This window comes from Paraburkholderia sp. IMGN_8, from assembly GCF_038050405.1.
Lineage (GTDB): Bacteria > Pseudomonadota > Gammaproteobacteria > Burkholderiales > Burkholderiaceae > Paraburkholderia.
Genome location: NZ_CP150900.1, coordinates 3440939 through 3463645 on the forward strand (window position 1 = coordinate 3440939; position 22707 = coordinate 3463645).

At 62.8% G+C, this 22707-nt stretch carries 20 protein-coding genes; 13 read left to right on the top strand and 7 right to left on the bottom strand.

Annotation, left to right across the window (positions count from 1 at the left end):
• The first annotated feature begins 191 nt into the window (after positions 1 to 191).
• Both WN982_RS15765 and WN982_RS15770 read left to right on the top strand, forming a co-directional pair.
• Positions 192 to 1883, top strand: coding sequence for a diguanylate cyclase (locus WN982_RS15765; RefSeq protein WP_341312870.1), 1692 nt, complete (start codon positions 192 to 194; stop codon positions 1881 to 1883).
• A gap of 161 nt (positions 1884 to 2044) precedes the next feature.
• Positions 2045 to 2314, top strand: coding sequence for a hypothetical protein (locus tag WN982_RS15770; protein ID WP_341312871.1), 270 nt, complete (start codon positions 2045 to 2047; stop codon positions 2312 to 2314).
• Positions 2315 to 2380: 66 nt separating this feature from the next.
• Here WN982_RS15770 and WN982_RS15775 read toward each other — a convergent pair whose 3' ends face one another.
• Both WN982_RS15775 and WN982_RS15780 read right to left on the bottom strand, forming a co-directional pair.
• The gene (locus WN982_RS15775) at positions 2381 to 3697 is read right to left on the bottom strand and encodes an ATP-binding protein (protein ID WP_341312872.1); all 1317 of its coding nucleotides are present in this window, start codon (positions 3695 to 3697) and stop codon (positions 2381 to 2383) included.
• Positions 3681 to 4406 carry a response regulator gene (locus WN982_RS15780; protein WP_091796232.1) on the bottom strand — a complete coding sequence of 242 codons (726 nt, stop codon included), beginning with the start codon at positions 4404 to 4406 and terminating at the stop codon, positions 3681 to 3683. Before WN982_RS15780 ends, WN982_RS15775 begins: the two co-directional genes overlap by 17 nt.
• A 220-nt stretch (positions 4407 to 4626) precedes the next feature.
• Here WN982_RS15780 and WN982_RS15785 point away from each other — a divergent pair, with 220 nt between their 5' ends.
• Positions 4627 to 5160: a periplasmic heavy metal sensor gene (locus WN982_RS15785; protein ID WP_341312873.1), complete on the top strand. Its 534-nt coding sequence runs from the start codon at positions 4627 to 4629 to the stop codon at positions 5158 to 5160.
• A 177-nt stretch (positions 5161 to 5337) separates the two neighbouring features.
• Here WN982_RS15785 and WN982_RS15790 read toward each other — a convergent pair whose 3' ends face one another.
• Positions 5338 to 6048, bottom strand: coding sequence for a pirin family protein (locus WN982_RS15790; protein ID WP_341312874.1), 711 nt, complete (start codon positions 6046 to 6048; stop codon positions 5338 to 5340).
• Positions 6049 to 6651: 603 nt separating this feature from the next.
• Here WN982_RS15790 and WN982_RS15795 point away from each other — a divergent pair.
• The 5 genes from WN982_RS15795 (at position 6652) to WN982_RS15815 (ending at position 11661) form a co-directional block, all read left to right on the top strand.
• Positions 6652 to 7428, top strand: coding sequence for an ABC transporter substrate-binding protein (locus tag WN982_RS15795; RefSeq protein WP_341312875.1), 777 nt, complete (start codon positions 6652 to 6654; stop codon positions 7426 to 7428).
• 307 nt (positions 7429 to 7735) lie between these two features.
• Positions 7736 to 8425, top strand: a complete 690-nt coding sequence (hisQ, locus tag WN982_RS15800; protein WP_341312876.1) for a histidine ABC transporter permease HisQ — start codon at positions 7736 to 7738, stop codon at positions 8423 to 8425.
• Entirely contained in the window at positions 8422 to 9135 is a 714-nt protein-coding gene (locus WN982_RS15805) for an ABC transporter permease (protein WP_341312877.1), read from the top strand. The genes hisQ and WN982_RS15805 overlap by 4 nt, the downstream gene beginning before the upstream one ends.
• 45 nt (positions 9136 to 9180) lie before the next feature.
• A complete protein-coding gene (locus WN982_RS15810; RefSeq protein WP_115104241.1) occupies positions 9181 to 9960 on the top strand; it encodes an ATP-binding cassette domain-containing protein in 780 nt (259 codons plus the stop codon).
• 591 nt (positions 9961 to 10551) lie between these two features.
• Positions 10552 to 11661 (top strand): porin, encoded by a 1110-nt coding sequence (locus WN982_RS15815; RefSeq protein WP_341312878.1) that lies wholly within the window; start codon positions 10552 to 10554, stop codon positions 11659 to 11661.
• A 233-nt stretch (positions 11662 to 11894) separates the two neighbouring features.
• On the opposite strand, the gene glnK is transcribed toward WN982_RS15815, so the two are convergent.
• Together glnK and WN982_RS15825 are read right to left on the bottom strand one after the other, a co-directional pair.
• On the bottom strand, positions 11895 to 12233 hold the full coding sequence (gene glnK, locus WN982_RS15820) for a P-II family nitrogen regulator (RefSeq protein ID WP_006048444.1): 339 nt from the start codon (positions 12231 to 12233) through the stop codon (positions 11895 to 11897).
• 136 nt (positions 12234 to 12369) lie between these two features.
• Positions 12370 to 14058, bottom strand: a complete 1689-nt coding sequence (locus tag WN982_RS15825) for an NAD+ synthase (protein ID WP_341312879.1) — start codon at positions 14056 to 14058, stop codon at positions 12370 to 12372.
• Positions 14059 to 14190: 132 nt separating this feature from the next.
• Here WN982_RS15825 and WN982_RS15830 point away from each other — a divergent pair, with 132 nt between their 5' ends.
• On the top strand, positions 14191 to 15360 hold the full coding sequence (locus tag WN982_RS15830; RefSeq protein WP_341312880.1) for a GNAT family N-acetyltransferase: 1170 nt from the start codon (positions 14191 to 14193) through the stop codon (positions 15358 to 15360).
• An 8-nt stretch (positions 15361 to 15368) separates the two neighbouring features.
• Positions 15369 to 15686 carry a GIY-YIG nuclease family protein gene (locus WN982_RS15835; protein ID WP_341312881.1) on the top strand — a complete coding sequence of 106 codons (318 nt, stop codon included), beginning with the start codon at positions 15369 to 15371 and terminating at the stop codon, positions 15684 to 15686.
• 68 nt (positions 15687 to 15754) lie between these two features.
• Here WN982_RS15835 and WN982_RS15840 read toward each other — a convergent pair whose 3' ends face one another.
• Together WN982_RS15840 and ppa are read right to left on the bottom strand one after the other, a co-directional pair.
• Positions 15755 to 17848 carry an FUSC family protein gene (locus WN982_RS15840; RefSeq protein WP_341312882.1) on the bottom strand — a complete coding sequence of 698 codons (2094 nt, stop codon included), beginning with the start codon at positions 17846 to 17848 and terminating at the stop codon, positions 15755 to 15757.
• Between the two features lie 286 nt (positions 17849 to 18134).
• A complete protein-coding gene (gene ppa / locus WN982_RS15845) occupies positions 18135 to 18662 on the bottom strand; it encodes an inorganic diphosphatase (RefSeq protein ID WP_341312883.1) in 528 nt (175 codons plus the stop codon).
• Between the two features lie 242 nt (positions 18663 to 18904).
• Between ppa and WN982_RS15850 the strand changes: the two genes are divergently transcribed.
• The 3 genes from WN982_RS15850 (at position 18905) to WN982_RS15860 (ending at position 22668) form a co-directional block, all read left to right on the top strand.
• Positions 18905 to 20344: an aldehyde dehydrogenase family protein gene (locus WN982_RS15850; protein ID WP_341312884.1), complete on the top strand. Its 1440-nt coding sequence runs from the start codon at positions 18905 to 18907 to the stop codon at positions 20342 to 20344.
• Positions 20345 to 20438: 94 nt separating this feature from the next.
• Positions 20439 to 21197: an SDR family oxidoreductase gene (locus tag WN982_RS15855; protein ID WP_341312885.1), complete on the top strand. Its 759-nt coding sequence runs from the start codon at positions 20439 to 20441 to the stop codon at positions 21195 to 21197.
• Between the two features lie 151 nt (positions 21198 to 21348).
• Complete coding sequence (locus WN982_RS15860; protein WP_341312886.1) at positions 21349 to 22668, top strand: MFS transporter; 1320 nt, start codon at positions 21349 to 21351, stop codon at positions 22666 to 22668.
• Positions 22669 to 22707: the final 39 nt, after the last annotated feature.

Below are 22707 nucleotides of genomic sequence, written 5' to 3' on the forward strand. Positions count from 1 at the left end.
TACTTCGCATTCCCGCAATAACGGTGGCGTCTGGCCCCACGACGGTTAAAATCGGGAACGACGCGCATGTTCGCGATTTATCCCGGGCCGCAGCGGCACCTCGCCGCCCGTTTCCACAAAGACGATTCGGCGCCAGCGCGCCGCCACGAACGAGCTTGTTGCATGTCACAGCCAGACGGATCAGAGGGTCGATGAACAGGGCAACCTTGCGCCAGGCAACCGGACCGATCAGCTTCGTGCTGATCGCGCTCGTTTGCTGGTTCGTGGCCGGCATGGTCGCGGACCGGATGGTACAGCAAGAGCTGGACGCAGCCTTGCGCGTGCAGCGGCAGATGTCCACGTCGATCGTCGACAACATGGCCGAGGTCATCGCCAGCGACCTCGCCATGTCGCGGGCCATTCCGGCAACCATGGCCGAGATGGATGTGGTCCAGCACGCGCTGTCACAATCGCAGAATTATGCCGCGAACGGCGAAGCGGCGGAACCCGCCCAGCGCGCCGCGTTGCTAAAAGACCCGCAGATGGCCGCTGTCAGCGACTTTCTACATGACGCGCAAGGCTTCTCCGGGCTCGATCAGATCTGGCTCGTCAACGCCAACGGCATATGTGTCGCATCGAGCAGCTCCGTCCACAACCCGCTGGCTGCGGAGCGCTCCCTCGTCGGCGCCGATATGCGCACGCGCGGCTACCTGACGAACGCGCTGCTTGGCGCGTTCTCGGAGGCCTACGGCGTAGGCCGCGTGAGCGGCGAACCGGGCATCTTCATCGCGGCGCCGGTGTACGCAGACGGCTTGCTGGTCGGGGCGGTGGTCGCCAAAGTGGGGATCGCGCGGTTGCGCCACTGGGTCGCGCATGCCGGCACCTTTGTCGCCGATGAGAACGGCGTCATCATCATGGCGCACGACAGCGCGCTCGAAGGCCACGCGCTGCCGGACTCGCGGGTTCAGCATCTGAGCGAGGCCGAACGCCAGATCATCTATCACCGCGAGTCGTTCCCCGATGTACGGATTCAGGTCGCCCCACAGGTGCGCGACCAGGCGCCGTGGGTGCCCACCTCGATTGCCGCGCAACTGTTCGGCATGACCGAGCGGCCCGTGCCGTCGCTGTACCAGGCGCGCGGTGGACTGAACTCGGGACTGTCGGCCCATCTGGTCGACCCGCTCGCGGCCTGGCCTGAACTGCTGCGCAATCACAAGCGCGATCATCTGCTGGTGTTTCTGACGCTGGCCGGCACGGTCGCGCTGGCGTGGGTGATCACTGTGTCGTATGTGCGCGAGCGGCGCCATCATCGCGCCACGCGCGACCTCGCTGAACAATTGCAGTCGGCCAATACGCTGCTGTCGGCCGAGGCGCGCCACGATGCGCTGACCGGCGCGCTGTCGCGGCGCTATTTCCTCGACTTGCTGAGGCACGAGATCGAACGCGCGCATGCGAACAACGAGCCGCTGTGCATGGCAATCGCCGACCTCGATCACTTCAAGCAGATCAACGACCGCTTCGGCCACGCCGCCGGCGACCGCGCGCTCGAGCATTTCGTCGACACCTGCCGCGCCGAACTGCGCGGCGCCGATGCGGTCGGCCGGCTCGGCGGTGAAGAATTCGGCTTGCTGCTGCCGGCCACCGGCCTCGCCGGCGGCCGCGAGGTGGTCGAGCGGCTGCGCATGCGCCTGAAGGCGGTTCCTTCGGCGAAGCTGCCTGCCGCGGTAGGCCTGAGCGTCAGTATCGGCATCACTGAACTCTCGCCCGACGATCTGCCCGAGCGGATCATGAGCCGCGCCGACCTCGCGCTGTACGCGGCGAAGACCGGCGGCCGCGACCGTACTGAAGCCCTGCCGCCTGACGACACCGCCCCGCCGGCCCGCACGGTGGCTAGCGCCTGGTAAAAATAGATGCACATCGGGACGCACCCACGCACGCATCGATGAATCCAGTAGATGACGCAACGCAAGACCCCGCAAGACCCGCCCTTCAGCACGCCCTGACGAAGCAGGTATCATCGACCCTGATATTGAGGTTGCCGCTACCGCTCTAACGGGAGATTCGCATGAAGGGAAATCTGGTCATCGTCTGCCGCGATCACGATGCTGACGCGTTCGACCATCTGCTGGCCGAATATGGCGCATTTCAGACGCGCCTGTCGTCGACCGCGTGGTATCTGAAACTGGATGTCGCGCCGGAACTGATTCAGGAAGAGATACTCGCTCGTCTCGGCAAATACACGACGCACTACATCTTCGAAGCCGAAACGGTGACGTGGAATACGGTGGATAGCGAGGCGGCGAATGCGCTGAACACGCTGTTTTCAGAAGACTAGCGGCGCGCGCTCAAACGCGCGTCCTGGAATATGCAGGGGCAAGCGCCTGCCGCCCCCACCCCTGACCTACCAGGCGCTTTCCGACGCCGCCGCGACGCGCGGCACGGAATCGAACGGAAAGCTCATCAAAACCTGCAAGCCACGGCCCTCGTGGTTGCCGATTTCCCACTCGCCGCCCGCACGCCGCACCAGCCGCTCGACGATCGCCAGCCCCAGACCGCTATGGCCGTTGCCGCCGCGCGCCGGATCGAGCCGCACGAACGGACGGCTCGCGTTGATCAGATCCTGCGCGGCGATACCGCTGCCGTTATCACGCACCGACAGCGTAAAGCCCTGAGGCGTGCGCTCCGTGGCGACAACGATCGGCGGCGCGCCATAAGCGTGTGCGTTGTCGAGCAGATTCGACAGAATCCGGTCGAGCGTGGCCGCGGGCAGCACGAAACCCGGCCCTGCGTTGAGTTCGGTCTGCACGCTGGGCGCACCGGCCGCCACCGCGCGATAGCTGCGCACCACGCGCTCGCACTGCGCATCCACTTCGACTGCTTCACTGCGATCGGCGCCGTCATGAGCGAACACCAGAAACTGCTCGACGATATGCGTCATCGAATCGACGTCGCGCACCACGCCGTCGCGCATCTTCACTTCGTCCATCATCTCGGCGCGCAGCCGCAAACGCGCGAGCGGCGTTTTCAGGTCGTGCGCGACGCCGGCCAGCATCACGGCGCGGTCGTGTTCGGTACGCGCCACTTCCTGAACCATCTGGTTGAAGCCATGCGTCAACTGACGCAATTCGCGCGGGCCTCGCTCGGGCACCGGCGGCACCGGCAGGCCGCGGCCGAACCGCGCCACCGCCTGAGCGAGCGAGCGCAACGGCTGCTGCAACGCCCATGCGGCAAACAGCGCCGCCATCACCGCGAACGAAAAGATGATCGCGAGCCAGAGCACCGTGCGGTCGAGCGAACGGGGCGTGCGCAACGGCTGCACCGGCACGACGATCCAGCTGCGGTCCGCGGTGGTGCGCACCCACAGCGTGGGCGGATGGCCCGGCTGACCGATCCGCACCAGGGTACCGGACGGCATGCGGTCGCGCACGTCTTCGACAAACCGCGCGAGCGACGCCGGCAGGTTTGTGGTGTCCGCCGGCACGTCCGGACTGGCCGGATCGACCAGCCTCACACGCGACGGCAACGGCTGGTCCGGCGTATGAGCGACGTGCTGCCGCACCGCGTCGACGAGGAATGTGGCTTCCTCGACCGCGTAGCGCGCTTGCAGCTGGCTGCGCTCAAGGCGCATCAGCGCGTACCACGCGAAATGCGACAGCAGCAGCACCGCGACGACTAGCAGCGCCAGCCGTCCGAACAGCGAATCAATGGGACGGCGCATGCTGTTCGCCGTCGGGCACGAACACGTAGCCGCGCCCGCGCACCGTTTGAATGAAGCGCGGCGTGGACGGATCGGTTTCGAGGATGCGGCGCAAACGCCACACCTGCACGTCGATGCCGCGGTCGGTGCCGTCGTATTCCGGACCGTGCAGCAGTTCGAGCAGGCGCTCGCGCGTAAGCGTGCGCATGGGGTGATTAACGAAAATCTTCAACAGCGCGAATTCGCTGCCCGACAGCGTGAGCGGCTTGTCTTCGAGATGCAGCGTGCGCGACTGGAAATCCAGCGTGAAGCGGCCGAAGTTGAACGGCTCGCGCTGCTCCGGCGCCGCCGCCGACGGTAGCGTGCGGCGCCGCCGCAACACCGCCTGCACACGCGCCAGCAGCTCGCGCGGGTTGAACGGCTTGCCGAGGTAGTCGTCCGCGCCGAGCTCCAGACCGACGATCCGGTCGACGTCGTCCGCACGCGCGGTCAGCATGATGACGGGAATGTCGTCCCCCGACGCGCGCAGCTTGCGCAACGCGGTCAGCCCGTCGACGCCGGGCATCATCAGATCGAGCACGATCAGATCCGGGCGCTCGCGCTCGAGCCGCCGCTCGAGCGAGCCGGCGTCGTGCAGCACCGAGACCTCGATGCCCTGACGGGCCAGATAGTCGCGCAGCAGATCGCGCAATTCGACGTCGTCGTCGACGACAAGTATTTGAGTAGCCATGAGATGAAGTTTAACGCGCGGGAGGATGGGTTTTCGTTTCCGGACTGCCCTGAAGGGTTACCGGGTGTTACGGTGAAAGGCGCACGTAATCCCTCGTAATAGCGGCATCGGGCGGCGTAACACAGCGCCGGGCGCAGTTCTCTACGCTGTGTCTTACCGAATGCAGGCCGTCCTCTGTTGCCGGTTGCATCGTCGGCTATTCCATTACAAGGAGCTTTACATGTCCACCAGAAAAATGTCGCGCATTCTCGCCGTTGCCGCCACTGCTCTCGCCATCGGCGCGGGCGCTGCCTATGCCGTACAACCCGCTCATGACGGTCGCAGCGGTCCCGACGGCTGGCATGGCCACTTCATGAAAGAACTGTCGCAACTGCATGACCAGTTGAAGCTGAATGCGGATCAGGAGAAGCAGTGGCAAGCCGCGCTCGACACCATGAAGCAGAACCACGAGGCCATGCGCGCCAATCATGAACAGATGAAGAACCAGTTCAAGGCGGCGCAGCAGCAGCCCATTCTGGACCTGAACGCGATGGCCGCGGCACATCAGCAAATCGAGCAGAAGGACGCACAACTGCGTCAGCAAACTTCGGATGCGTGGCTCAAGTTTTATAACGGCCTGAACGACCAGCAGAAGACCACCGTCAGCACCGCGCTGAAACAGCGCTTTGCGAAGATGGAAGCGCGTCACGAAAAGATGCACGAGCGCTGGGAAAATCGGAAGGGCGCAGCGTCGGCGCCGGCTGCCAGTCAGTAAGCGGCAGATACTACGGGTGGCGGCCTTGGCTGACCGCCACCGGAATGCAAAAACGCCACGGAAAATTTTCCGTGGCGTTTTCGTTTGAACCCGCAGCGTGGATGCCGGTGCACTAGTTGCGTCCTCAACTATCGATCATGAACGCTCAGCCGCTCGGCGGTTTATCTACTTAGATGCTTAGCCGTTAAGCGGCCCCAGATCGAACAGCAGCACTTCGGCGTTGTCGCCCTTGTCGAGCGTCACCTTGTCGGTCTCGACGAGCTTTGCCGCGTCACCGGCATTGAGCGCTTCGCCGTTCACGCTCAGCGCGCCCCGCGCCACGTGCACGTATGCAAGCCGTCCCTTCGGCAACGCAAACTCAGCCTGCTCTGCACCATCGATCAGCGCCGCGTAGATCGACGCATCCGCGTGAATCGTCACGGAACCGTCGCGGCCGTCGGGCGAAGCGACCACGCGCAGACGGCCGCGCTTGTCGGCGTCGTTGAAGCGTTTTTCTTCGTAGCCGGGCTGGTCGCCCGCGCGTTGCGGGATTACCCAGATCTGCAACAGGTGCAGCGGCTCGTTCGCCGACGCATTGAACTCGCTGTGCATCACGCCCGTGCCGGCGCTCATCCGCTGCACGTCGCCGTGACGGATCGTCGAGCCGTTGCCCATGCTGTCGCGGTGCGCGAGCGCGCCGTCGAGCACGTACGTGACGATCTCCATGTCGCGATGGCCGTGCGTGCCGAAGCCCTGGCCGCCGGCGATGCGATCTTCATTGATGACCCGCAGCGGTCCGAAATGCACGTGTTGCGGGTCGCGGTAGTCGGCAAACGAGAAGCTGTGATACGAGTCGAGCCAGCCGTGGTTGGCATGGCCACGCTCGTCGGAACGGCGAATCTCGATCATGGGGTACTCCCGGTCGGTAAATAACGATGGCCAGAATGTATGGGCGCGACGTGCGCTAAACAATCCTCGCGGACGCACCGGATCGTTTCATAAATCCGTGCAATCGAGCGGCAGTGCGGCGCGCGGCCCGGCCAGCTGGCAGCCGGCGTCCGGGCAGCCGGCTTCCAGGCGGCCTGCCCCGGATGGCCGGCCCCCGGATACGAACGCCAGCCCATTTCCGGCAACGGCTGATCACAGCAGGCAAAAACGGACAAAGCAGCGGGCAACGGCGTCGCGCATGCACAACGCATCCGCCCACCTAGCCACCGCCCTATGGGTTCCTCACTGGCGCACCGCCCCTGTTCGGGTAAAATACCGCCCTTTTCGAGACGACGTCGGCGCGCGGGCTTGCCGGCGGGCTCGGCATGCTGGGCTGCGACGGGGCAGCCGCGGGCGTCAAGCACGCGCACATGCCCCTCGATGCGCCGAACCGGCGCTAGCTGCGCCGTGGCAGCATCCACACGCGGCGCGACAATTTTGACCGCCTAGAATAGCGACGGCCGGCCACAAGCCGGCGATCGTCGAGATCGAACCACACGACGATCAGTTTGATCCAGGAGAAACATGAAGAAGTTCGCACTGTGCGTGGCGCTTGCCGTCATGGCCACCGGCGCCATGGCGAAAGAATGGAAAACCGTGCGCATTGGGGTGGACGCCAGCTACCCGCCGTTCGAATCGAAGGCGGCCAGCGGGCAAGTAGTCGGCTTCGACGTCGATCTGACCCGCGCGCTGTGCGCGAAGATGAACGTCAAGTGCGTGTGGGTCGAGCAGGACCTCGACGGCATCATCCCCGCATTGAAGGCCAGGAAGTATGACGCGATCGTGTCGTCGCTGACCATCACGGACAAGCGCCGCGAACAGATCGACTTCTCCGACAAGCTGTTCGACGCTCCGGCCCGCATGATCGCCAAGGCCGGTTCGCCGCTCTTGCCGACGGTTGAATCACTGAAGGGCAAACGCGTAGGCGTCGAGCAAGGCTCGACTCAGGAAGCCTACGCAAAAGCATATTGGGAGCCCAAAGGCGTGACCGTGGTGCCCTACCAGAATCAGGATCAGGTGTATGCCGACCTCGCATCAGGACGCCTCGACGCCGCCCTGCAAGACGAAGTGCAAGCCGACGCCGGTTTCCTGAAGACGCCGCGCGGCAAAGGCTTCGCATGGGCCGGCCCGGAAGTGAAGGACCCGAAGACGATCGGTGAAGGCACGGCCATCGGTCTGCGCAAGGACGACGCCGAACTGAAGGCGATGTTCAATCAGGCGCTGGCGCAAGTTCACCAGGATGGAACGTTCAGGAAGCTCGCCAAGCAGTACTTCGACTTCGACATCTATCCGGGGCACTGAGCCAGTCACCGAGCAGTCCACCCGCAATACAAAGCAACACGCAGCACCCACGAAACTCGGGGCTCGCCCGCATGGGCTTTCCCCTGGCTTCGGAATACAGTCGGGAATAGATTCAAACGAGCTTCAAACCAGATTCAAAACGAGAATCGAAACGCGCGCTGCAAGGCCGGCAACGGCCATGCAGTCATGATTTGCACAGCGGTGCGCTGTGCGCCGCAGGTCACAGCGGGCTCAGGCTCGCGGCAAACGCGGCGCATAGCTGGCCGCGTCTTTCGCGGTGCGTCCCACGCATCGTCAAGGACCCCATATGTTCCTCCAAGGCTACGGCCCGTTGCTTCTCAACGGCACCTGGCAAACCGTCAAACTGGCGGTGTTGTCGCTGGCGTTCGCTTTCGTACTGGGCCTGCTCGGCGCGGCGGCGAAACTGTCGAAGAATCGCGTTTCATATAGTGTCGGCACCGTCTACACGACGCTGGTGCGCGGCGTACCCGATCTGGTGTTGATGCTGCTGCTGTTCTATAGCATCCAGATCTGGCTGAACAACATGACCGACCTGTTCGGCTGGGACCAGATCGACATCGACCCGTTCGTGGCCGGCGTCGCGGTGCTCGGCTTCATCTACGGCGCGTACTTCACCGAGACCTTTCGCGGCGCGTTTCTCGCGGTACCGCGCGGCCAGCTCGAAGCAGGCGCGGCGTACGGCATGACCGGCTGGCAGGTGTTCTCACGCGTGATGTTCCCGCAGATGATGCGCTTCGCGCTGCCAGGCATCGGCAATAACTGGCAGGTGATGGTGAAAGCCACAGCGCTGGTGTCGATCATCGGTCTCGCCGACGTCGTCAAGGCCTCGCAGGATGCCGGCAAAGGCACGCTGCGGTTCTTCTTCTTCACCCTGTTCGCAGGGGCGATCTATCTCGTCATCACCACAGTGTCGAACTTCGTGCTGATGTACCTCGAAAAGCGTTACTCGACCGGCGTGCGAAAGGCGGATCTATGATCGGGATCATCCAGGAATATTGGCGCAACTATCTTTATACCGACGGCTACCGTTTCACCGGCCTCGCGATCACGCTATGGCTGCTGGTGGTGTCGATCGGGCTCGGCTTCTGCCTGTCGATCCCGCTCGCGGTAGCGCGCGTCTCGAAGAAGAAATGGCTCGCCGGTCTCGTGTGGCTGTATACGTATATATTTCGCGGCACACCGCTCTACGTACAGTTGCTGCTCTGCTATACCGGCTTGTACAGCCTCGAAATCATCCGCAATCACGAACTGACCAATGCGTTCTTCCGCGACGGCATGCATTGCACGCTGCTCGCGTTCACGCTGAACACCTGCGCGTACACCACCGAGATTTTCGCCGGTGCGATCAAGGCGACGCCGTACGGCGAGATCGAAGCGGCGCGCGCTTACGGCATGTCGTCGTTCACGCTGTACCGGCGGGTGATTCTGCCGTCGGCGCTGCGCCGCGCGCTACCGTACTACAGCAACGAAGTGATCCTGATGCTGCACGCCACCACCGTCGCCTTCACCGCGACCGTGCCGGACATCCTCAAGATCGCCCGCGACGTGAACTCGGCCACGTATCAGTCGTTCAATGCGTTCGGCCTCGCCGCCCTGCTCTATCTGTTGATTTCTTTCGCGCTCGTGTGGCTGTTCCGCCGCGCCGAGCGCCGCTGGCTCGCTTACCTGCGGCCGCAAGGCAAGTAACCCAGGGCATCTAGCCCCAAGCAAGTAAGTCCGCCAAGGATCCCGATGAACACCAAGAAGCAAAAGCTCTTCGTCGACGAGCTTCACAAACAGTACGGCGACAACGAAGTCCTCAAGGGCGTGTCGCTGAAGGCCAACGCCGGCGACGTGATCAGCGTGATCGGCTCGTCCGGTTCGGGCAAGAGCACGATGCTTCGCTGCATCAACTTCCTCGAGCAGCCGAACTCGGGACGCATCTTCGTCGACGGCGAAGAAGTGCGTACGCAGATCGGCAAGGCCGGCGCGCTGCGCGTATCCGATCCGAAGCAGTTGCAGCGCGTACGCACCAAGCTGTCGATGGTGTTCCAGCACTTCAACTTGTGGGCGCACATGAACGTGCTCGAGAACATCATCGAGGCGCCGATCAATGTACTCGGTCTGAAACGCAAGGAAGCCGAAGAACGCGCGCGTCAGTACCTGGAGAAAGTGGGCCTCGCTCCGCGTCTTGAGAAGCAGTACCCGTCGCATCTGTCGGGCGGCCAGCAACAACGCGTGGCGATTGCGCGAGCCTTGGCCATGCATCCGGATGTGATGCTGTTCGACGAACCCACTTCCGCGCTCGATCCCGAACTGGTCGGCGAAGTGCTGAAGGTCATGCAGACGCTAGCCGAAGAAGGCCGCACGATGATCGTCGTCACACACGAGATGGCGTTCGCACGCAACGTGTCGAATCACGTGATGTTCCTGCATCAAGGCCGCGTCGAGGAAGAAGGCCATCCCGACGAAGTGTTCAGGAACACGAAGAGCGAACGGCTCAAACAGTTCCTCTCCGGAAGCCTCAAATAGAGACGTTTGTACGGCCCGCTATTTGGGCTGTAGTCGAAGTAGCATTACAAGGCGCTTACAAGCGCCTTTTTTGTTTCGCTCACCTGTGCATTCCGGTCTTTTGCGCCGCGAAATGCCTGCCCGTATGCTCGAATTCCCACCTCTTCCGCCCTACTCTGCTGCATTTAATGCGTCAATAGTGGCAATCCTTAACGTTGTTCGCCCCGAACCGTGATTCCCTTGTCGCACAAGGGTTTCCGGCCGTTTTTCGAGTGTCGCAACAGTTCCTCGAGCACATTCGTATTGCAATTTGGAGACACCTGCCAGGACAGGTACTAATTTCTTCTCCCAGACAAGGGTATTTTTGATAAATTAGTAACCAAAGTAGCAAAACAAAGTTCATTAAAAGTAGTTTCACTTCAAAACACAGAGGAGAACCGGTCGGCGAGGGATCGGCATGACGCTCAGAATAGCCACCCAGGCTACCCGTCACGGCAGGAGGCCCAATCCACCCGCTAATCTCCCTGGTACCGATTTCTGTTCGGCGCTGCTTGCGTCCGAACACCATTCGCAGTACTGGGTTTTACTTTTTGACAGGGTATGGAGGAGAAGATGAAGAAAGCTTTGCTCGCCGCGGCGCTGATGACAGCCGGTGTAGTTGCGCACGCCCAAAGCAGCGTAACGCTGTACGGCCGCCTTGACGCTGGCCTCGAATACATCAGTGGCCTTCCGAACAACAGCTATACCGGTTCCACGTCGCGCTTCCGTGCGGAAAGCGGTGACTGGGGCACGAGCCTGTGGGGCATGAAGGGCGTCGAAGACATCGGCGGCGGCAATAAGGTTCTGTTCCAGTTGGAAGGCTCGTTCAACACCATGAACGGTCAAGGCCCTGGCGGCGGCGGCCTCTTCAATCGCTGGGCAACGGTCGGTATGTCGAACGACGCGTACGGTACGCTGACGTTGGGCCGCATGCTCTTCATCTCGAACGGCGTGTGGGACTTCGACCCGTTCGGTCAGTCGAACTGGTCGTCGGCATCGCTGGTGCGTGGCCGCAACTGGCCGCAATCGAGCAACAACATTGCGTATCAGTCGCCGAAGCTCTACGGCTTTGACATGTATGGTCAGTACGCCCTGTCGAATGCCACGAGCTGGAACGGTAACGGCACGACGCCGCAAGGCCGCGAAGCCGGTCTGCAACTCACGTACACCTCGTCGCTGTTCCAGGTGCGCGGCTTGTACGACGAAATCCGCAATAACGCAAACGGTCAATTCACTGACCCGTTCACGTTCTCGCGTGAATACACGGCCGCGGCCAACGTGTTCCTCGGCCAGTTCAAGATCCAGGCCGCGTACCAGGCGATCCGTACGTCGGGCGCAGCCAGCGCAGCGGGCCAGGCTCCGACTTCGCTCGATCACGAATGGGGTGGTGTGACGTGGCAAGCCACGCCGGCTGCCGCACTGATCGCAGCGGTCTATCACGTGAACGCGAACAAGGGCGCGGGTAACGCAACGATCTACACGATCGGCGGCTCGTACAACCTGTCCAAGCGCACGCTGCTGGACCTCCAGGTCGCAACCGTGCGCAACAGCAAGACGGCTAACTTCGGTCTGGACGCCAACGCCGAAGGTCCTGGCGGCCAAACCTCGGCTGGCTACAACGAGAACCCGCTGCATGGCAAGAGCCAGACCGGCGTGTACGCAGGTATTCAACACTCGTTCTAAGCGAACGGTGTGCCCCAAGGGGACTTCCTTCGGGGCGTAGTCACACGATCTTCAAGGGAATCTTTTTCACGCTGCTGCGAGAGGCGCGTATCGGTGCGATGTCCGAAAGGGTATCGCACCGTTTTTTATTTCCACGCGCGGTTTTTCTACGGCCCCGGCGCACCAGCGCGGTGCGTACGTTGCAATGCCGGCGGCGCTTTATACCGGCGTTCTAATGCTTAAGGCCGAGCCGCTCAAACCGCCGCTTCGTTTTCCTCACCCGTGCGAATACGGATTACGCGCTCGACGTCCGCGACGAAAATCTTGCCGTCGCCGATCTTGCCGGTGCGCGCCGCGCCGATGATCGCGTCGATCACCTGGTCGCATTGATTGTCCGCGACCACCACTTCGATCTTCACCTTCGGCAGAAAGTCGACCACATACTCTGCACCACGATAGAGCTCGGTGTGACCTTTTTGCCGGCCGAAGCCTTTGACTTCGGTAACGGTCAGCCCCGTCAGGCCGACTTCAGCGAGCGCCTCGCGCACTTCGTCGAGTTTGAACGGTTTGATGACTGCAGTGATGCGCTTCATGGCGAACCTCGTCTCGTGATTGGAAGTTTGAAAGGGAAATGGATGGTTTTTATTCTACGCCGCGCCGGATGCGTTGCGGCAATCCGGCGCGCGCTTATAGACATTCATCAGCGTTCGTTCCAACTCGCGGCCCTGTTCACTCGACCGGTTCGGTATAGCCCGATGTAATCGGATAACGCCAGTCGCGGCCGAACGCGCGGTGCGTGACGCGAATGCCGATGGGCGCCTGCCGACGCTTGTACTCGTTGATCTTGATGAGACGCGTGACGCGTTTCACGTCTTCGACCGCGTAGCCCGCTGCGATGATTTCGGCGAGCGAGCGATCCTCTTCCATGTACATGCGCATGATCGCGTCGAGTACTTCGTACGGCGGCAAGCTGTCCTGATCGGTCTGATTCTCGCGCAGCTCGGCCGATGGCGCGCGCGTCAGAATCCGCTCGGGAATCACGTTCTGCTTGCCGAACGTGGTCGCCTGGTTGCGGTAGTGACACAGCTTGTAGACCAGCGTCTTGGCGATGTCCTTGATGACCGCGAAACCGCCGGCCATGTCGCCGTACAGCGTGCAGTAGCCAACCGCCATTTCGCTCTTGTTGCCAGTGGTCAGCACGATCGAACCGAACTTGTTCGACAGCGCCATCAGCAAGGTGCCGCGGATGCGGGCCTGGATGTTTTCTTCGGTGGCGTCTTCGGCGCGGCCCGCGAATTCGCCGGCAAGCGAGCAGCGGAACGCGTCGAACATCGGTGCTATCGCGATCTCGTCGTAACGTACGCCGACGCGGCGGGCCATCTCGGCGGCGTCTGTCGTGGAGATGCCGGCGGTGTAGCGCGACGGCATCATCACCGCGCGCACACGGTCGGCGCCGAGCGCGTCGCAGGCGACGGCCAGCACCAGCGCCGAATCGACGCCACCCGACAGGCCGATCAGCGCGCCCGGGAAACCGTTCTTGTTGATGTAGTCGCGCACGCCCATGACGAGCGCGGCGTACACCTGCGCTTCGAGCGGCAACTCCGGCGCGATCGTTGCCGGCAGCGGTTTGCCGCCGTCGAACTCGACGATCGCGTGGCCTTCCTCGAACTGCGCCATCTTCGCGACCAGCGCACCTTCGCCGTCGAGCACGAACGAGCCGCCGTCGAACACCAGTTCGTCCTGCGCGCCGACCATGTTCACGTAGACCATCGGCAAACCTGTCTCGCGGATCCGCGCGCGCAGAATATCGACGCGCACCGCTTCCTTGTTCAGATGGTACGGCGAGCCGTTCGGAATCAGCAGCACTTGCGCGCCCGCCGACTTCGCCATTTGCGCAGCCGATGCATGCCATACGTCTTCGCAGATCACTACGCCGTACTTCACGCCTTCCAGTTCGAACACGAACGGCTTCGGGTCGGATGCGAAGTAGCGCTTCTCGTCGAACACTTCGGTATTCGGCAAATCCTGCTTGCGATAGGTGCCGACCACCTCTCCGTCGACGATCAACGACGCCGCGTTGAACGTATCGACCGGCGGCACGCCGCGCTCGATCGCCGCGTTTGCATTACCATGGCCGTGCGCCGCGTCACGCAGCGGATGGCCGACGATCACATGCAGGCCGGCGAACGGCTTGAGCTGCGCGGCGAGATCGGCCAGTGCCGCCGCACTCGCGGTGTAGAACGCGGGGCGCAGCAGCAGGTCTTCGGGCGGATAGCCGGAGAGCGCGAGTTCCGGTGCGATCAGCAGCTTCGCACCATCGTTGTGCGCGGCGCGCGCAGCAGCGACAATCTTCGCGACATTGCCGGCGAAATCGCCGACGGTGACATTGATTTGAGCAAGAGCGATTCGGGTCTTCATGGCAGGATCGACAGGCAAGCCACGCGGCTTGCGAGTACCGCGGCTGGATAGCTCGACGGAACGGACAAATCGGATAAACGAACGACGCACCGCTAAACGCTACGCGTCGCTCATTGGAAACAGTCACACAGATTGAACCAGGAACGCTTTGATTATCGCACGGGCATTCTGGCCTCGCCCTCCGAGGTGGACGCCGCCGAATGGAACGCCCTGCTTGCGCAGCAACCGCAGCCCACGCCTTTTCTGCGGCACGAGTTTTTGAGCGCGCTCTCCGCGACCCGATGCGCCGTCGCCGATACCGGCTGGGCGCCGCAATTCGTCACGCTGACCGATCCGCGCTCAGGCAAGCTCGCGGCGGCCGCGCCCGTCTATCTGAAGGGGCATTCGTACGGCGAGTATGTCTTCGATTGGGCCTGGGCCGACGCGTACAAGCGCAATGGCTTGCCGTATTACCCGAAGCTGCTGTGCGCGGTGCCGTTCACGCCGGTGCAAGGCAACCGGCTGTTGTCGGCGGATACGCATGCCCTCAGACATCTGGCGGCAACGCTGATGGCGTTTGCCGAGCAAGCCGACGTGTCGTCGCTGCATGTGCTGTTTCCGACCAAAACGGAGGCGAACGCGCTGACCGACATGGGCATGATGCAGCGCGAAGGCGTGCAATTCCATTGGCTGAACGACGGCTATCGCGACTTCGACGATTTTCTGTCGACGCTCGAGCAAAAGAAGCGCAAGAACATTCGCGCCGAGCGCCGCAAGGTGCGCGAGGCCGGTGTGACGATGCGCAGAATCCGCGGCGAAGACATCCAGGACGCCGACTGGCGTTTCTTCAGCAAGTGCTATCGGCAAACCTACCGCGAGCACTTTTCGAGTCCGTATCTGAACCTCGATTTCTTCCGCATGATCGGCGCGTCGATGCCGGAAAACCTGCTGCTGGTGATCGCCGAATACGAAGGCAAGCCGATCGCCAGCTCGCTCGTGATCTACCAGCGCGACGCAAAAACCGGCGGCACGCTGTATGGACGCTACTGGGGCGCGCTCGAACACGTACCCTGCCTGCATTTCGAAACCGCGTACTATCAGCCGCTCGAATTCTGCATCGAGGAAAAGCTCGGCGCGTTCGAAGGCGGCGCGCAGGGCGAGCACAAGATGGCGCGCGGTTTTCTGCCGACCGTCACGCGCTCGGCACATTGGCTCGCGCATCCGGCCTTCGCCGATGCGGTCGGACACTTCCTCGACAACGAGAAGAACAGCATCCACGCGTATGTGGACGAGCTGCGTGAACATAATCCGTTCAAAGGCTGAAGCACACGATGGCGTGGTATCTGTATCTGCTCGAATGCTCGGACGGCAGTGTCTACACCGGCATCGCCACCGACGTGCAGGCGCGCTTCGACAAACACGTGAGCGGCGCGGGCGCGCGTTATACGCGTTCGCGCAAGCCGGTGCAGGTGTTGGCGTCGTTTGAGCTGGCGGACCGCTCGGGCGCGTCGCGCGCCGAGTATTGGGTCAAGCGCTTGTCGCCGGCCGAGAAGCGGGCGCTGGCTGCGGGGTTGCGCACGCTTGAGTCGGTGCTGCCCTTGCCCGCGCTTGAAGAAGCGGCGGCGGAAGACGAAGCCGGCGCTTCATAGTGCATAGCGGATAGCGGAACGCTCACGTGGCGAACGCTGCCTGCGTGGCTCGATGCTCACCTGCCCAATTAAGCTCTCGCCTCACGCATCCGCTCAGTCAACAGCCGGTGCATAAGGGCGATTTCCCCCACAGCATCAGCCTCCAGCGACGACAGCTTGTCTCGCGCGGGAAGGTCGCGCCGTATCGGTCGTAACGTTCGATTCAGTGCAGCCTCTATGTCGGCGCTCGCGGCAGCGAGCCAGGCGCCGAGTTCATCGTGCATGCTGCGCCGGTTCGTACTCAAGCGTAGTTGTGTCGCGGTGCCCGCCATCTTTCGTAACAGACTTAGCACCGTCAAGGTCACCGTGTCGGCCATCGAGTCTTCCAGTTTTTCAAGGCGAATGCGACCGATTGCCTCCTCGGCGTTGTTGCTGCTCAAGCCCGCAGTTCTTCGCAACTGTTCCATTTCCTTTCCACTGCGGCCAGGGTACTCCAGCGCGGCCCTGAGGTACTCAAGATTGGCCCGTACCGCCGCGGCCAGAAACACCCGATGATTCACCTTCTCCCGGGTGGGCCAGAGATAGAACGTCGCGAGAAGCGCCAACACGCAGCCGAGCACGTTGTTGCCGAGTCGCGTGAGCGCATAGGCGAATTCGTTGGCGCCAGGCGTCGCAAAGTCGGCAACAAGCACGAAGGTCGGCGTCAGGAAAAGAACAAAGAGGCTGTAGCTAACGGGGCGCAGCGCCATCGTCGCCACCACCAGCGGAAAGACCGCGAGTGAAATACCGAGGGGCGAATGGATTGCATAGCCAATGCCAGCCGCCAGTACGCCGCCGACAATGCTTCCTGCGGCGCGCTCGATACTCCTCGGCCACGTCGCGGCGATGGACGGTTGCAGTATCAGCAGCGTCGCCATGGTTGCCCAGTAGCCAAATGGAAGCCCCAGCGCCCGGATGACCAGAAATCCCGCCGTCGTCGTGACGCCCACGCGAGCAGCGTGGCGCAAGCCGACAGACTGACTCGACAGGTTCGCCTTGAGCGTCGACCACGTCTGAGTCGACAGTCTGGCGGCGCTGTCCGACCAGCCCTCGGTCCGCGCATACGCCGGCGCGAAATCGACGAGCTCGAAGTCGGACTTCAGCTGCACGGGCTCCATCAGCGCGGATTCGAGTCGCCGGGCGAGGCGCTGCAATCGCTGTTGCAGGTCGGCCAGACGTATCCATTGCCCGTCGTTGGCGGCCAGGCCGATTCTTCGAAGGACGTCTCCCATCCCAGCCAGCAGCCGAGCCGCGCGGCTCAAGCGCCGTGCATCGTTTGGGGTCTTCTCACAGGCGCCGGAGACGGCGATCAGATAAGCAAACAGCGATTCGCCTTCAGTCAGCAACGCGAAGAGATTGTCGTATGTCTCCCCGCCACCGGTTCTCGATACCGGCACTTTCGCGAGGGCCCTGCGCGAGCGCTCCAACGCGGCTCGGGCATCTGCGCGAAATTTCGCGGCATGCGTTGCCCATTCCCCGGGGGCCGCGCGCTGCTTGAGCAGGCGAGCGCTGTCGAATGCGATGTCCGCCAGACGCAGATACACGGCGCGCAGTGAGGACCGGCTCGTGCCAAACGGATGAATGCGCCAGACGGTCAGGCTGAGGACGACTGCAAACAGGCATCCAGCCAGGTAGATACCAAGAAACGTCATGCCTTCCCGAAGGTCGTGCATCGGCCGGTCGACCATGACAACGCATGCGGTCGCGGCGAGAATCGTCACCTGCGACGTGGCGGCGCCCCATATCCGGCCAAAGGCGCCGAGCGTCGTGAATGCGAGCATTGCGATCGCCGCAAACACAGTGCCCGCACCGGAGGCGAACGCGGTCACGCCGCCGCACGCGGTCGACAGAAGCGCAAAGCCCATCATCGAAGCAAATCGGGCGCGGTTGGAGCCTGCCGCGTCGGCCAGACAGGTCCAGAAAGCGCCGATCGCCGCCCACGCGAAGGTCGGATCGTGCAGCACATTGCCAACCGCCAGCATGGCCGTGGACGCGCAGGCGGCTCGCAACCCTTCCGATAGATTGGCGTCGCTCGTTGAAAATGAAACCATCCACACTGGTCGTTTGCGGTAGATAGCGGTGCCGATTGCATATAGCCGGCTCGACCAGCGTTGCGACGACGGGTTGGACTTGCGATTCAGCATCCGGACGGTGTGCTCCCAAAAACGCGCATTGGCGCTGCATCAGCGCATTCATACGCCGACGGCAGGAAACCTGCTGCAGGCGGCGAATGATAAGGGTTTACACCTAGATATAAAAATGCCTTCGGTTCATCCAGGCAATGCACTTTGTCTATGTGCCGAATTGGGCCGGGCACGCGAGCCAGGCAGGCATCGGCAAATGCACATCGAACGCTACGCGAGATCCATGAAAAAACCGCGCGGCCCTTGCAGGCTCGCGCGGTTTTTTGACCAACCGGAGTAACGCAGCTTACTTCTTGTAGTTCGCCACGCCTTCGGTGATTTCCTTGTGCGCGGCTTCAATGCCCGCCCAGCCCTCGACCTTCACCCACTTGCCCTTCTCGAGCGCCTTGTATTGCTCGAAGAAGTGCTTGATCTGGTCTTTCAGGTACGCCGGAACGTCGTCGATCGACTTCAGGTCGGCCGTCATCGGGCAGATCTTGTCGTGCGCGACGGCGATCAGTTTTGCGTCCACGCCCGATTCGTCGGTCATTTGCAGCATGCCGAGCGCACGCGCGCGCACCACCGAACCGGCCAGCAGCGGGAACGGCGTGATCACCAGCACGTCGACCGGGTCGCCGTCGCCCGACAGCGTTTGCGGAATGAAGCCGTAGTTGGCCGGATAGCGCATGCCGGTGCTGATGAAACGGTCGACGACGAGCAGGCCCAAATCCTTGTCGGCTTCGTACTTCACCGGATCGCTTTGCGCCGGGATTTCGATGATGACGTTGAAATCTTGCGGAAGGTCGTTGCCTGCGGGGACGTGATTGAAGCTCATGAGCGCTCTCTGATCAGGATGGAATTCGGAACACGGCGTGCGGCGCGTGCGTTCGACAGACATGAAACCTGCCGAACAGGGCGCAGCGGCCGGACAGTGCGGAATACGGCATTATAGCCAATCGGCCGATGGCACCCTGTGCTCGATCGGCGCGATAATCGTTGGGCGTCTCTCGATTGTGCCTCTCGTTTGTGAACATCAGGTATCTGAACCTCAGATGCGTGACACCTCAAGGAGCATGCATGGAAGAAGCCAAACACTTCATCGGCGGCGAATGGATCGCCGCGTCAGGCGGCGAGACGATTGCCGTGCTCGATCCCTCGGACGGCCAGCCGTTCACCCAGCTTGCGCGCGGCACCGCGGCGGATATCGATTCCGCCGTCCGCGCTGCCCGCCGCGCCTTCGAAGGCGCGTGGGGCCAGGCGAGCGCCGCCGAACGCGGCCGCGTGCTGTACCGGCTGTCGATGCTGGTCGCCGCCCGCCAGGAAGAACTGGCGCAGCTCGAAGCCCGCGACACCGGCAAGCCGCTCAAACAGGCGCGCGCCGATTCGGCCGCCCTCGCCCGCTACTTCGAGTTCTACGCGGGCGCAGCCGACAAGCTGCACGGTGAAACGCTGCCTTATCAAGCCGGCTACACGGTGCTGACGATCCGCGAGCCGCACGGCGTGACCGGCCATATCGTGCCGTGGAATTACCCGATGCAAATTTTCGGCCGCAGCGTCGGTGCGGCGCTCGCCACCGGCAACGCGTGCGTCGTCAAACCGGCCGAGGACGCGTGCCTGTCGGTATTGCGCGTCGCCGAACTGGCCGCCGAGGCGGGTTTGCCGCCGGGCGCGCTGAACATCGTCACGGGCTACGGCCATGAAGCGGGCGCAGCGCTCGCGCGCCACCCAGGCATCGATCACATCTCGTTCACCGGTTCGCCGGAAACCGGCAAGCTCGTCACGCAGATGGCCGCCGAGAATCACGTGCCGGTCACGCTGGAGCTGGGCGGCAAGTCGCCGCAAATCGTTTTCGCCGATGCGGATCTCGACGCGGCGCTCCCCGTACTGGTGTCGGCGATCGTGCAAAACGCCGGGCAAACCTGCTCCGCGGGCAGCCGCGTGCTGATCGACCGGGCAATCTATGAGCCGTTACTTGACCGGCTGAGCAGCGCCTTCCACGCGTTGCGGGTCGGGCCGTCGCACGCCGATCTCGACTGCGGGCCGCTGATCAACGCGAAACAGCAGCAACGCGTGTGGGATTTCCTCTCCGATGCACAACACGACGGCATCCCGATGGCGGCGCACGGCGAAGTGATCCCGGAAGCGCCTGAAAGCGGCTTCTATCAGGCGCCCACGCTGCTGCGCGATGTGCCTGCCACCCATCGCCTCGCGCGCGACGAAGTGTTCGGCCCAGTGCTCGCCGCCATGTCCTTCGCCGACGAAGACGAAGCACTTGCGCTCGCCAACAGCACGCAGTACGGACTGGTCGCCGGCATCTGGACGCGTGACGGCGCGCGGCAAATGCGCCTCGCGCGGCGTTTGCGCTCGGGCCAGGTGTTCATCAACAACTACGGCGCGGGCGGCGGCGTCGAATTACCGTTCGGCGGCGTCAAGCATTCTGGCCACGGCCGCGAAAAGGGTTTCGAAGCGCTGTACGGCTTCACGGTGTTGAAAACCATCGCCATTCGTCACGGTTAGGCACGGTTAGGCACGGTTAGGCACGGTCAGGCATGGTTAGGCATTTCGTATGACGCGCAACGCATCACCATCCACAACAAACAACGGAGACATCATGCGGTTGACAGGTAAAACAGCCATCGTCACGGGTGGCGGCTCGGGTTTCGGCGAAGGCATCGCGAAGACCTACGCGCGCGAAGGCGCGAACGTGGTGGTCAACGATCTGAACGGCGCGGCGGCCGAGCGCGTGGCGAGCGAAATCGCGCTGGCCGGCGGCAAGGCGATCGCCGTGGCGGGCAACGTCGCGCGGCGCGAAGACTGGCAGCAACTGCGCGAGGCCGCGCTCGAAGACTTCGGCAGCGTGCAGATCGTCGTCAACAATGCCGGCACCACGCATCGCAACAAGCCGGTGATGGACATCACCGAAGCCGAGTTCGACCGCGTCTACGCGGTGAACGTCAAGAGCATCTACTGGAGCGTCCAGGAATTCGTGCCGTATTTTCGCCAGCAAGGCGGCGGCACCTTCATCAATATCGCATCGACAGCAGGCGTGCGGCCTCGGCCAGGTCTCGTCTGGTACAACGGCAGCAAGGGCGCGGTGATCATCGCGAGCAAATCGCTGGCCGTCGAACTGGGTCCGGACCGCATTCGGGTGAACTGCGTAAATCCGGTGATTGGCGAGACGGCGCTGCTGTCGGAATTCATGGGTGTCGAAGATACGCCCGAGAATCGCAAGCGCTTCCTCGCCGGCATTCCGCTCGGGCGCTTCTCCACGCCGCAGGACATCGCCAACGCGGCGCTCTATCTGGCCTCGGACGAGGCGGAGTTCATCACGGGCGTGTGCCTCGAAGTCGACGGCGGGCGCTGCGTTTAACCGGTACGGCGGCCGCGCATGAGGGCCGCCGTGTGCGGCCTGCTTCGAAGTCAGTGTTTTCCCCCGGTATCGAATCACCGTGCAGACAACCCGGCGCGGATAGAATCGATCGACGGCCGTACTTCAGTTCCATAAGAAAAGAGGAGACACCATGGCGAGTCCCACCAATCCGCTCCACCACCCCGGCGCGGGTGCGCCGCCTTCCACGTTCGAAGAGGCGACCTACCGCAAGGTCAACTGGCGGCTCGTGCCGTTCCTGATGCTCTGCTATGTGGTCGCGTATCTCGACCGCGTCAACGTCGGCTTCGCGAAGCTGCAAATGAGCGCCGATCTGAATCTCAGCGACGCGGTGTACGGCTTCGGCGCGGGGATTTTCTTCCTCGGCTATTTCATCTTCGAGATTCCTAGCAACGTCATCCTGCATAAGGTCGGCGCACGTGTATGGATCGCGCGGATCATGGTGTCGTGGGGCGTGATCTCGATGCTCACCATGTTCATCACCACGCCGACCATGTTCTACGTGATGCGCTTTCTGCTCGGTCTGGCTGAAGCGGGTTTCTTCCCCGGCATCATTCTCTATCTCACCTACTGGTATCCGTCACACCGGCGCGGTCGCATGACCACCTTGTTCATGACGGCGATCGCGCTGTCCGGCGTGATCGGCGGGCCGGTGTCCGGCTACATCCTGAAGAGCTTCAACGGTGTGAACGGCTGGCACGGCTGGCAGTGGCTGTTCCTGCTAGAGGGGATTCCTTCGGTGATCGTCGGCATCATGGTCTTCCTGCTGCTGGACGACCGCATCTCGAAGGCGAAATGGCTCACCGCCGAAGAACAGCAACTGCTCGAGCGCCACGTCTCAGCCGAAGAAGCCACCAAGCACGACATGCCGATCCGCCAGGTGCTGACAAGCGCTCGCGTGCTGATGCTCAGCCTCACCTACTTCTCGTTCGTGATGGGCCTCTATGGCGTGAGCTTCTGGCTGCCGACCATCATCAAGGCGACCGGCGTCACCGATGCGTTCATGATCGGCCTGTTGTCCGCGATTCCATTCGCGGCGGCCGTGGTTGCGATGGTGTTCGTATCGCGCAGCGCGGATCGTACGCGCGAGCGTCGCTGGCATATCGCGTTGCCGGCGTTTGCAGGTGCGATCGGGCTGATCCTGTCGGTCGTGTGGACCCACAACACGGTGCTCGCCATGGCCTCGCTCACGCTAGCGACAATGGGCATCATGACCACCCTGCCGCTGTTCTGGAGTCTGCCGACGGCGATCCTCGCCGGCACGGGCGCGGCGGCCGGCATCGCGATGATCAACTCGATCGGCAACCTCGCCGGCTTCCTGAGTCCGTATGCGGTCGGCTGGCTCAAGCAGGTGACCGCCGCGAACGATTCCGGCATGTATATGCTGGCGGCGTTCCTGATCCTCGGCGGTTTGCTGGCGATCAGCGTGCCCGCGAAGCTGGTCAATAAGTAACGCGTTTTATGACGTAGAGCAGGCAGCGCCGTCCAACGT

Excerpts from the sequence above, each read along its gene's own strand:
- glnK (WP_006048444.1), bottom strand. The coding sequence starts at position 12,233 with ATGAAGCGCATCACTGCAGTCATCAAACCGTTCAAACTCGACGAAGTG.
- WN982_RS15850 (WP_341312884.1), top strand. The coding sequence starts at position 18,905 with ATGGAAGAAGCCAAACACTTCATCGGCGGCGAATGGATCGCCGCGTCA.
- WN982_RS15840 (WP_341312882.1), bottom strand. The coding sequence starts at position 17,848 with ATGCTGAATCGCAAGTCCAACCCGTCGTCGCAACGCTGGTCGAGCCGG.
- WN982_RS15795 (WP_341312875.1), top strand. The coding sequence starts at position 6,652 with ATGAAGAAGTTCGCACTGTGCGTGGCGCTTGCCGTCATGGCCACCGGC.
- hisQ (WP_341312876.1), top strand. The coding sequence starts at position 7,736 with ATGTTCCTCCAAGGCTACGGCCCGTTGCTTCTCAACGGCACCTGGCAA.
- WN982_RS15835 (WP_341312881.1), top strand. The coding sequence starts at position 15,369 with ATGGCGTGGTATCTGTATCTGCTCGAATGCTCGGACGGCAGTGTCTAC.
- WN982_RS15785 (WP_341312873.1), top strand. The coding sequence starts at position 4,627 with ATGTCCACCAGAAAAATGTCGCGCATTCTCGCCGTTGCCGCCACTGCT.
- WN982_RS15775 (WP_341312872.1), bottom strand. The coding sequence starts at position 3,697 with ATGCGCCGTCCCATTGATTCGCTGTTCGGACGGCTGGCGCTGCTAGTC.
- WN982_RS15780 (WP_091796232.1), bottom strand. The coding sequence starts at position 4,406 with ATGGCTACTCAAATACTTGTCGTCGACGACGACGTCGAATTGCGCGAT.
- WN982_RS15765 (WP_341312870.1), top strand. The coding sequence starts at position 192 with ATGAACAGGGCAACCTTGCGCCAGGCAACCGGACCGATCAGCTTCGTG.
- ppa (WP_341312883.1), bottom strand. The coding sequence starts at position 18,662 with ATGAGCTTCAATCACGTCCCCGCAGGCAACGACCTTCCGCAAGATTTC.
- WN982_RS15770 (WP_341312871.1), top strand. The coding sequence starts at position 2,045 with ATGAAGGGAAATCTGGTCATCGTCTGCCGCGATCACGATGCTGACGCG.
- WN982_RS15805 (WP_341312877.1), top strand. The coding sequence starts at position 8,422 with ATGATCGGGATCATCCAGGAATATTGGCGCAACTATCTTTATACCGAC.
- WN982_RS15790 (WP_341312874.1), bottom strand. The coding sequence starts at position 6,048 with ATGATCGAGATTCGCCGTTCCGACGAGCGTGGCCATGCCAACCACGGC.
- WN982_RS15860 (WP_341312886.1), top strand. The coding sequence starts at position 21,349 with ATGGCGAGTCCCACCAATCCGCTCCACCACCCCGGCGCGGGTGCGCCG.
- WN982_RS15815 (WP_341312878.1), top strand. The coding sequence starts at position 10,552 with ATGAAGAAAGCTTTGCTCGCCGCGGCGCTGATGACAGCCGGTGTAGTT.
- WN982_RS15855 (WP_341312885.1), top strand. The coding sequence starts at position 20,439 with ATGCGGTTGACAGGTAAAACAGCCATCGTCACGGGTGGCGGCTCGGGT.
- WN982_RS15810 (WP_115104241.1), top strand. The coding sequence starts at position 9,181 with ATGAACACCAAGAAGCAAAAGCTCTTCGTCGACGAGCTTCACAAACAG.
- WN982_RS15825 (WP_341312879.1), bottom strand. The coding sequence starts at position 14,058 with ATGAAGACCCGAATCGCTCTTGCTCAAATCAATGTCACCGTCGGCGAT.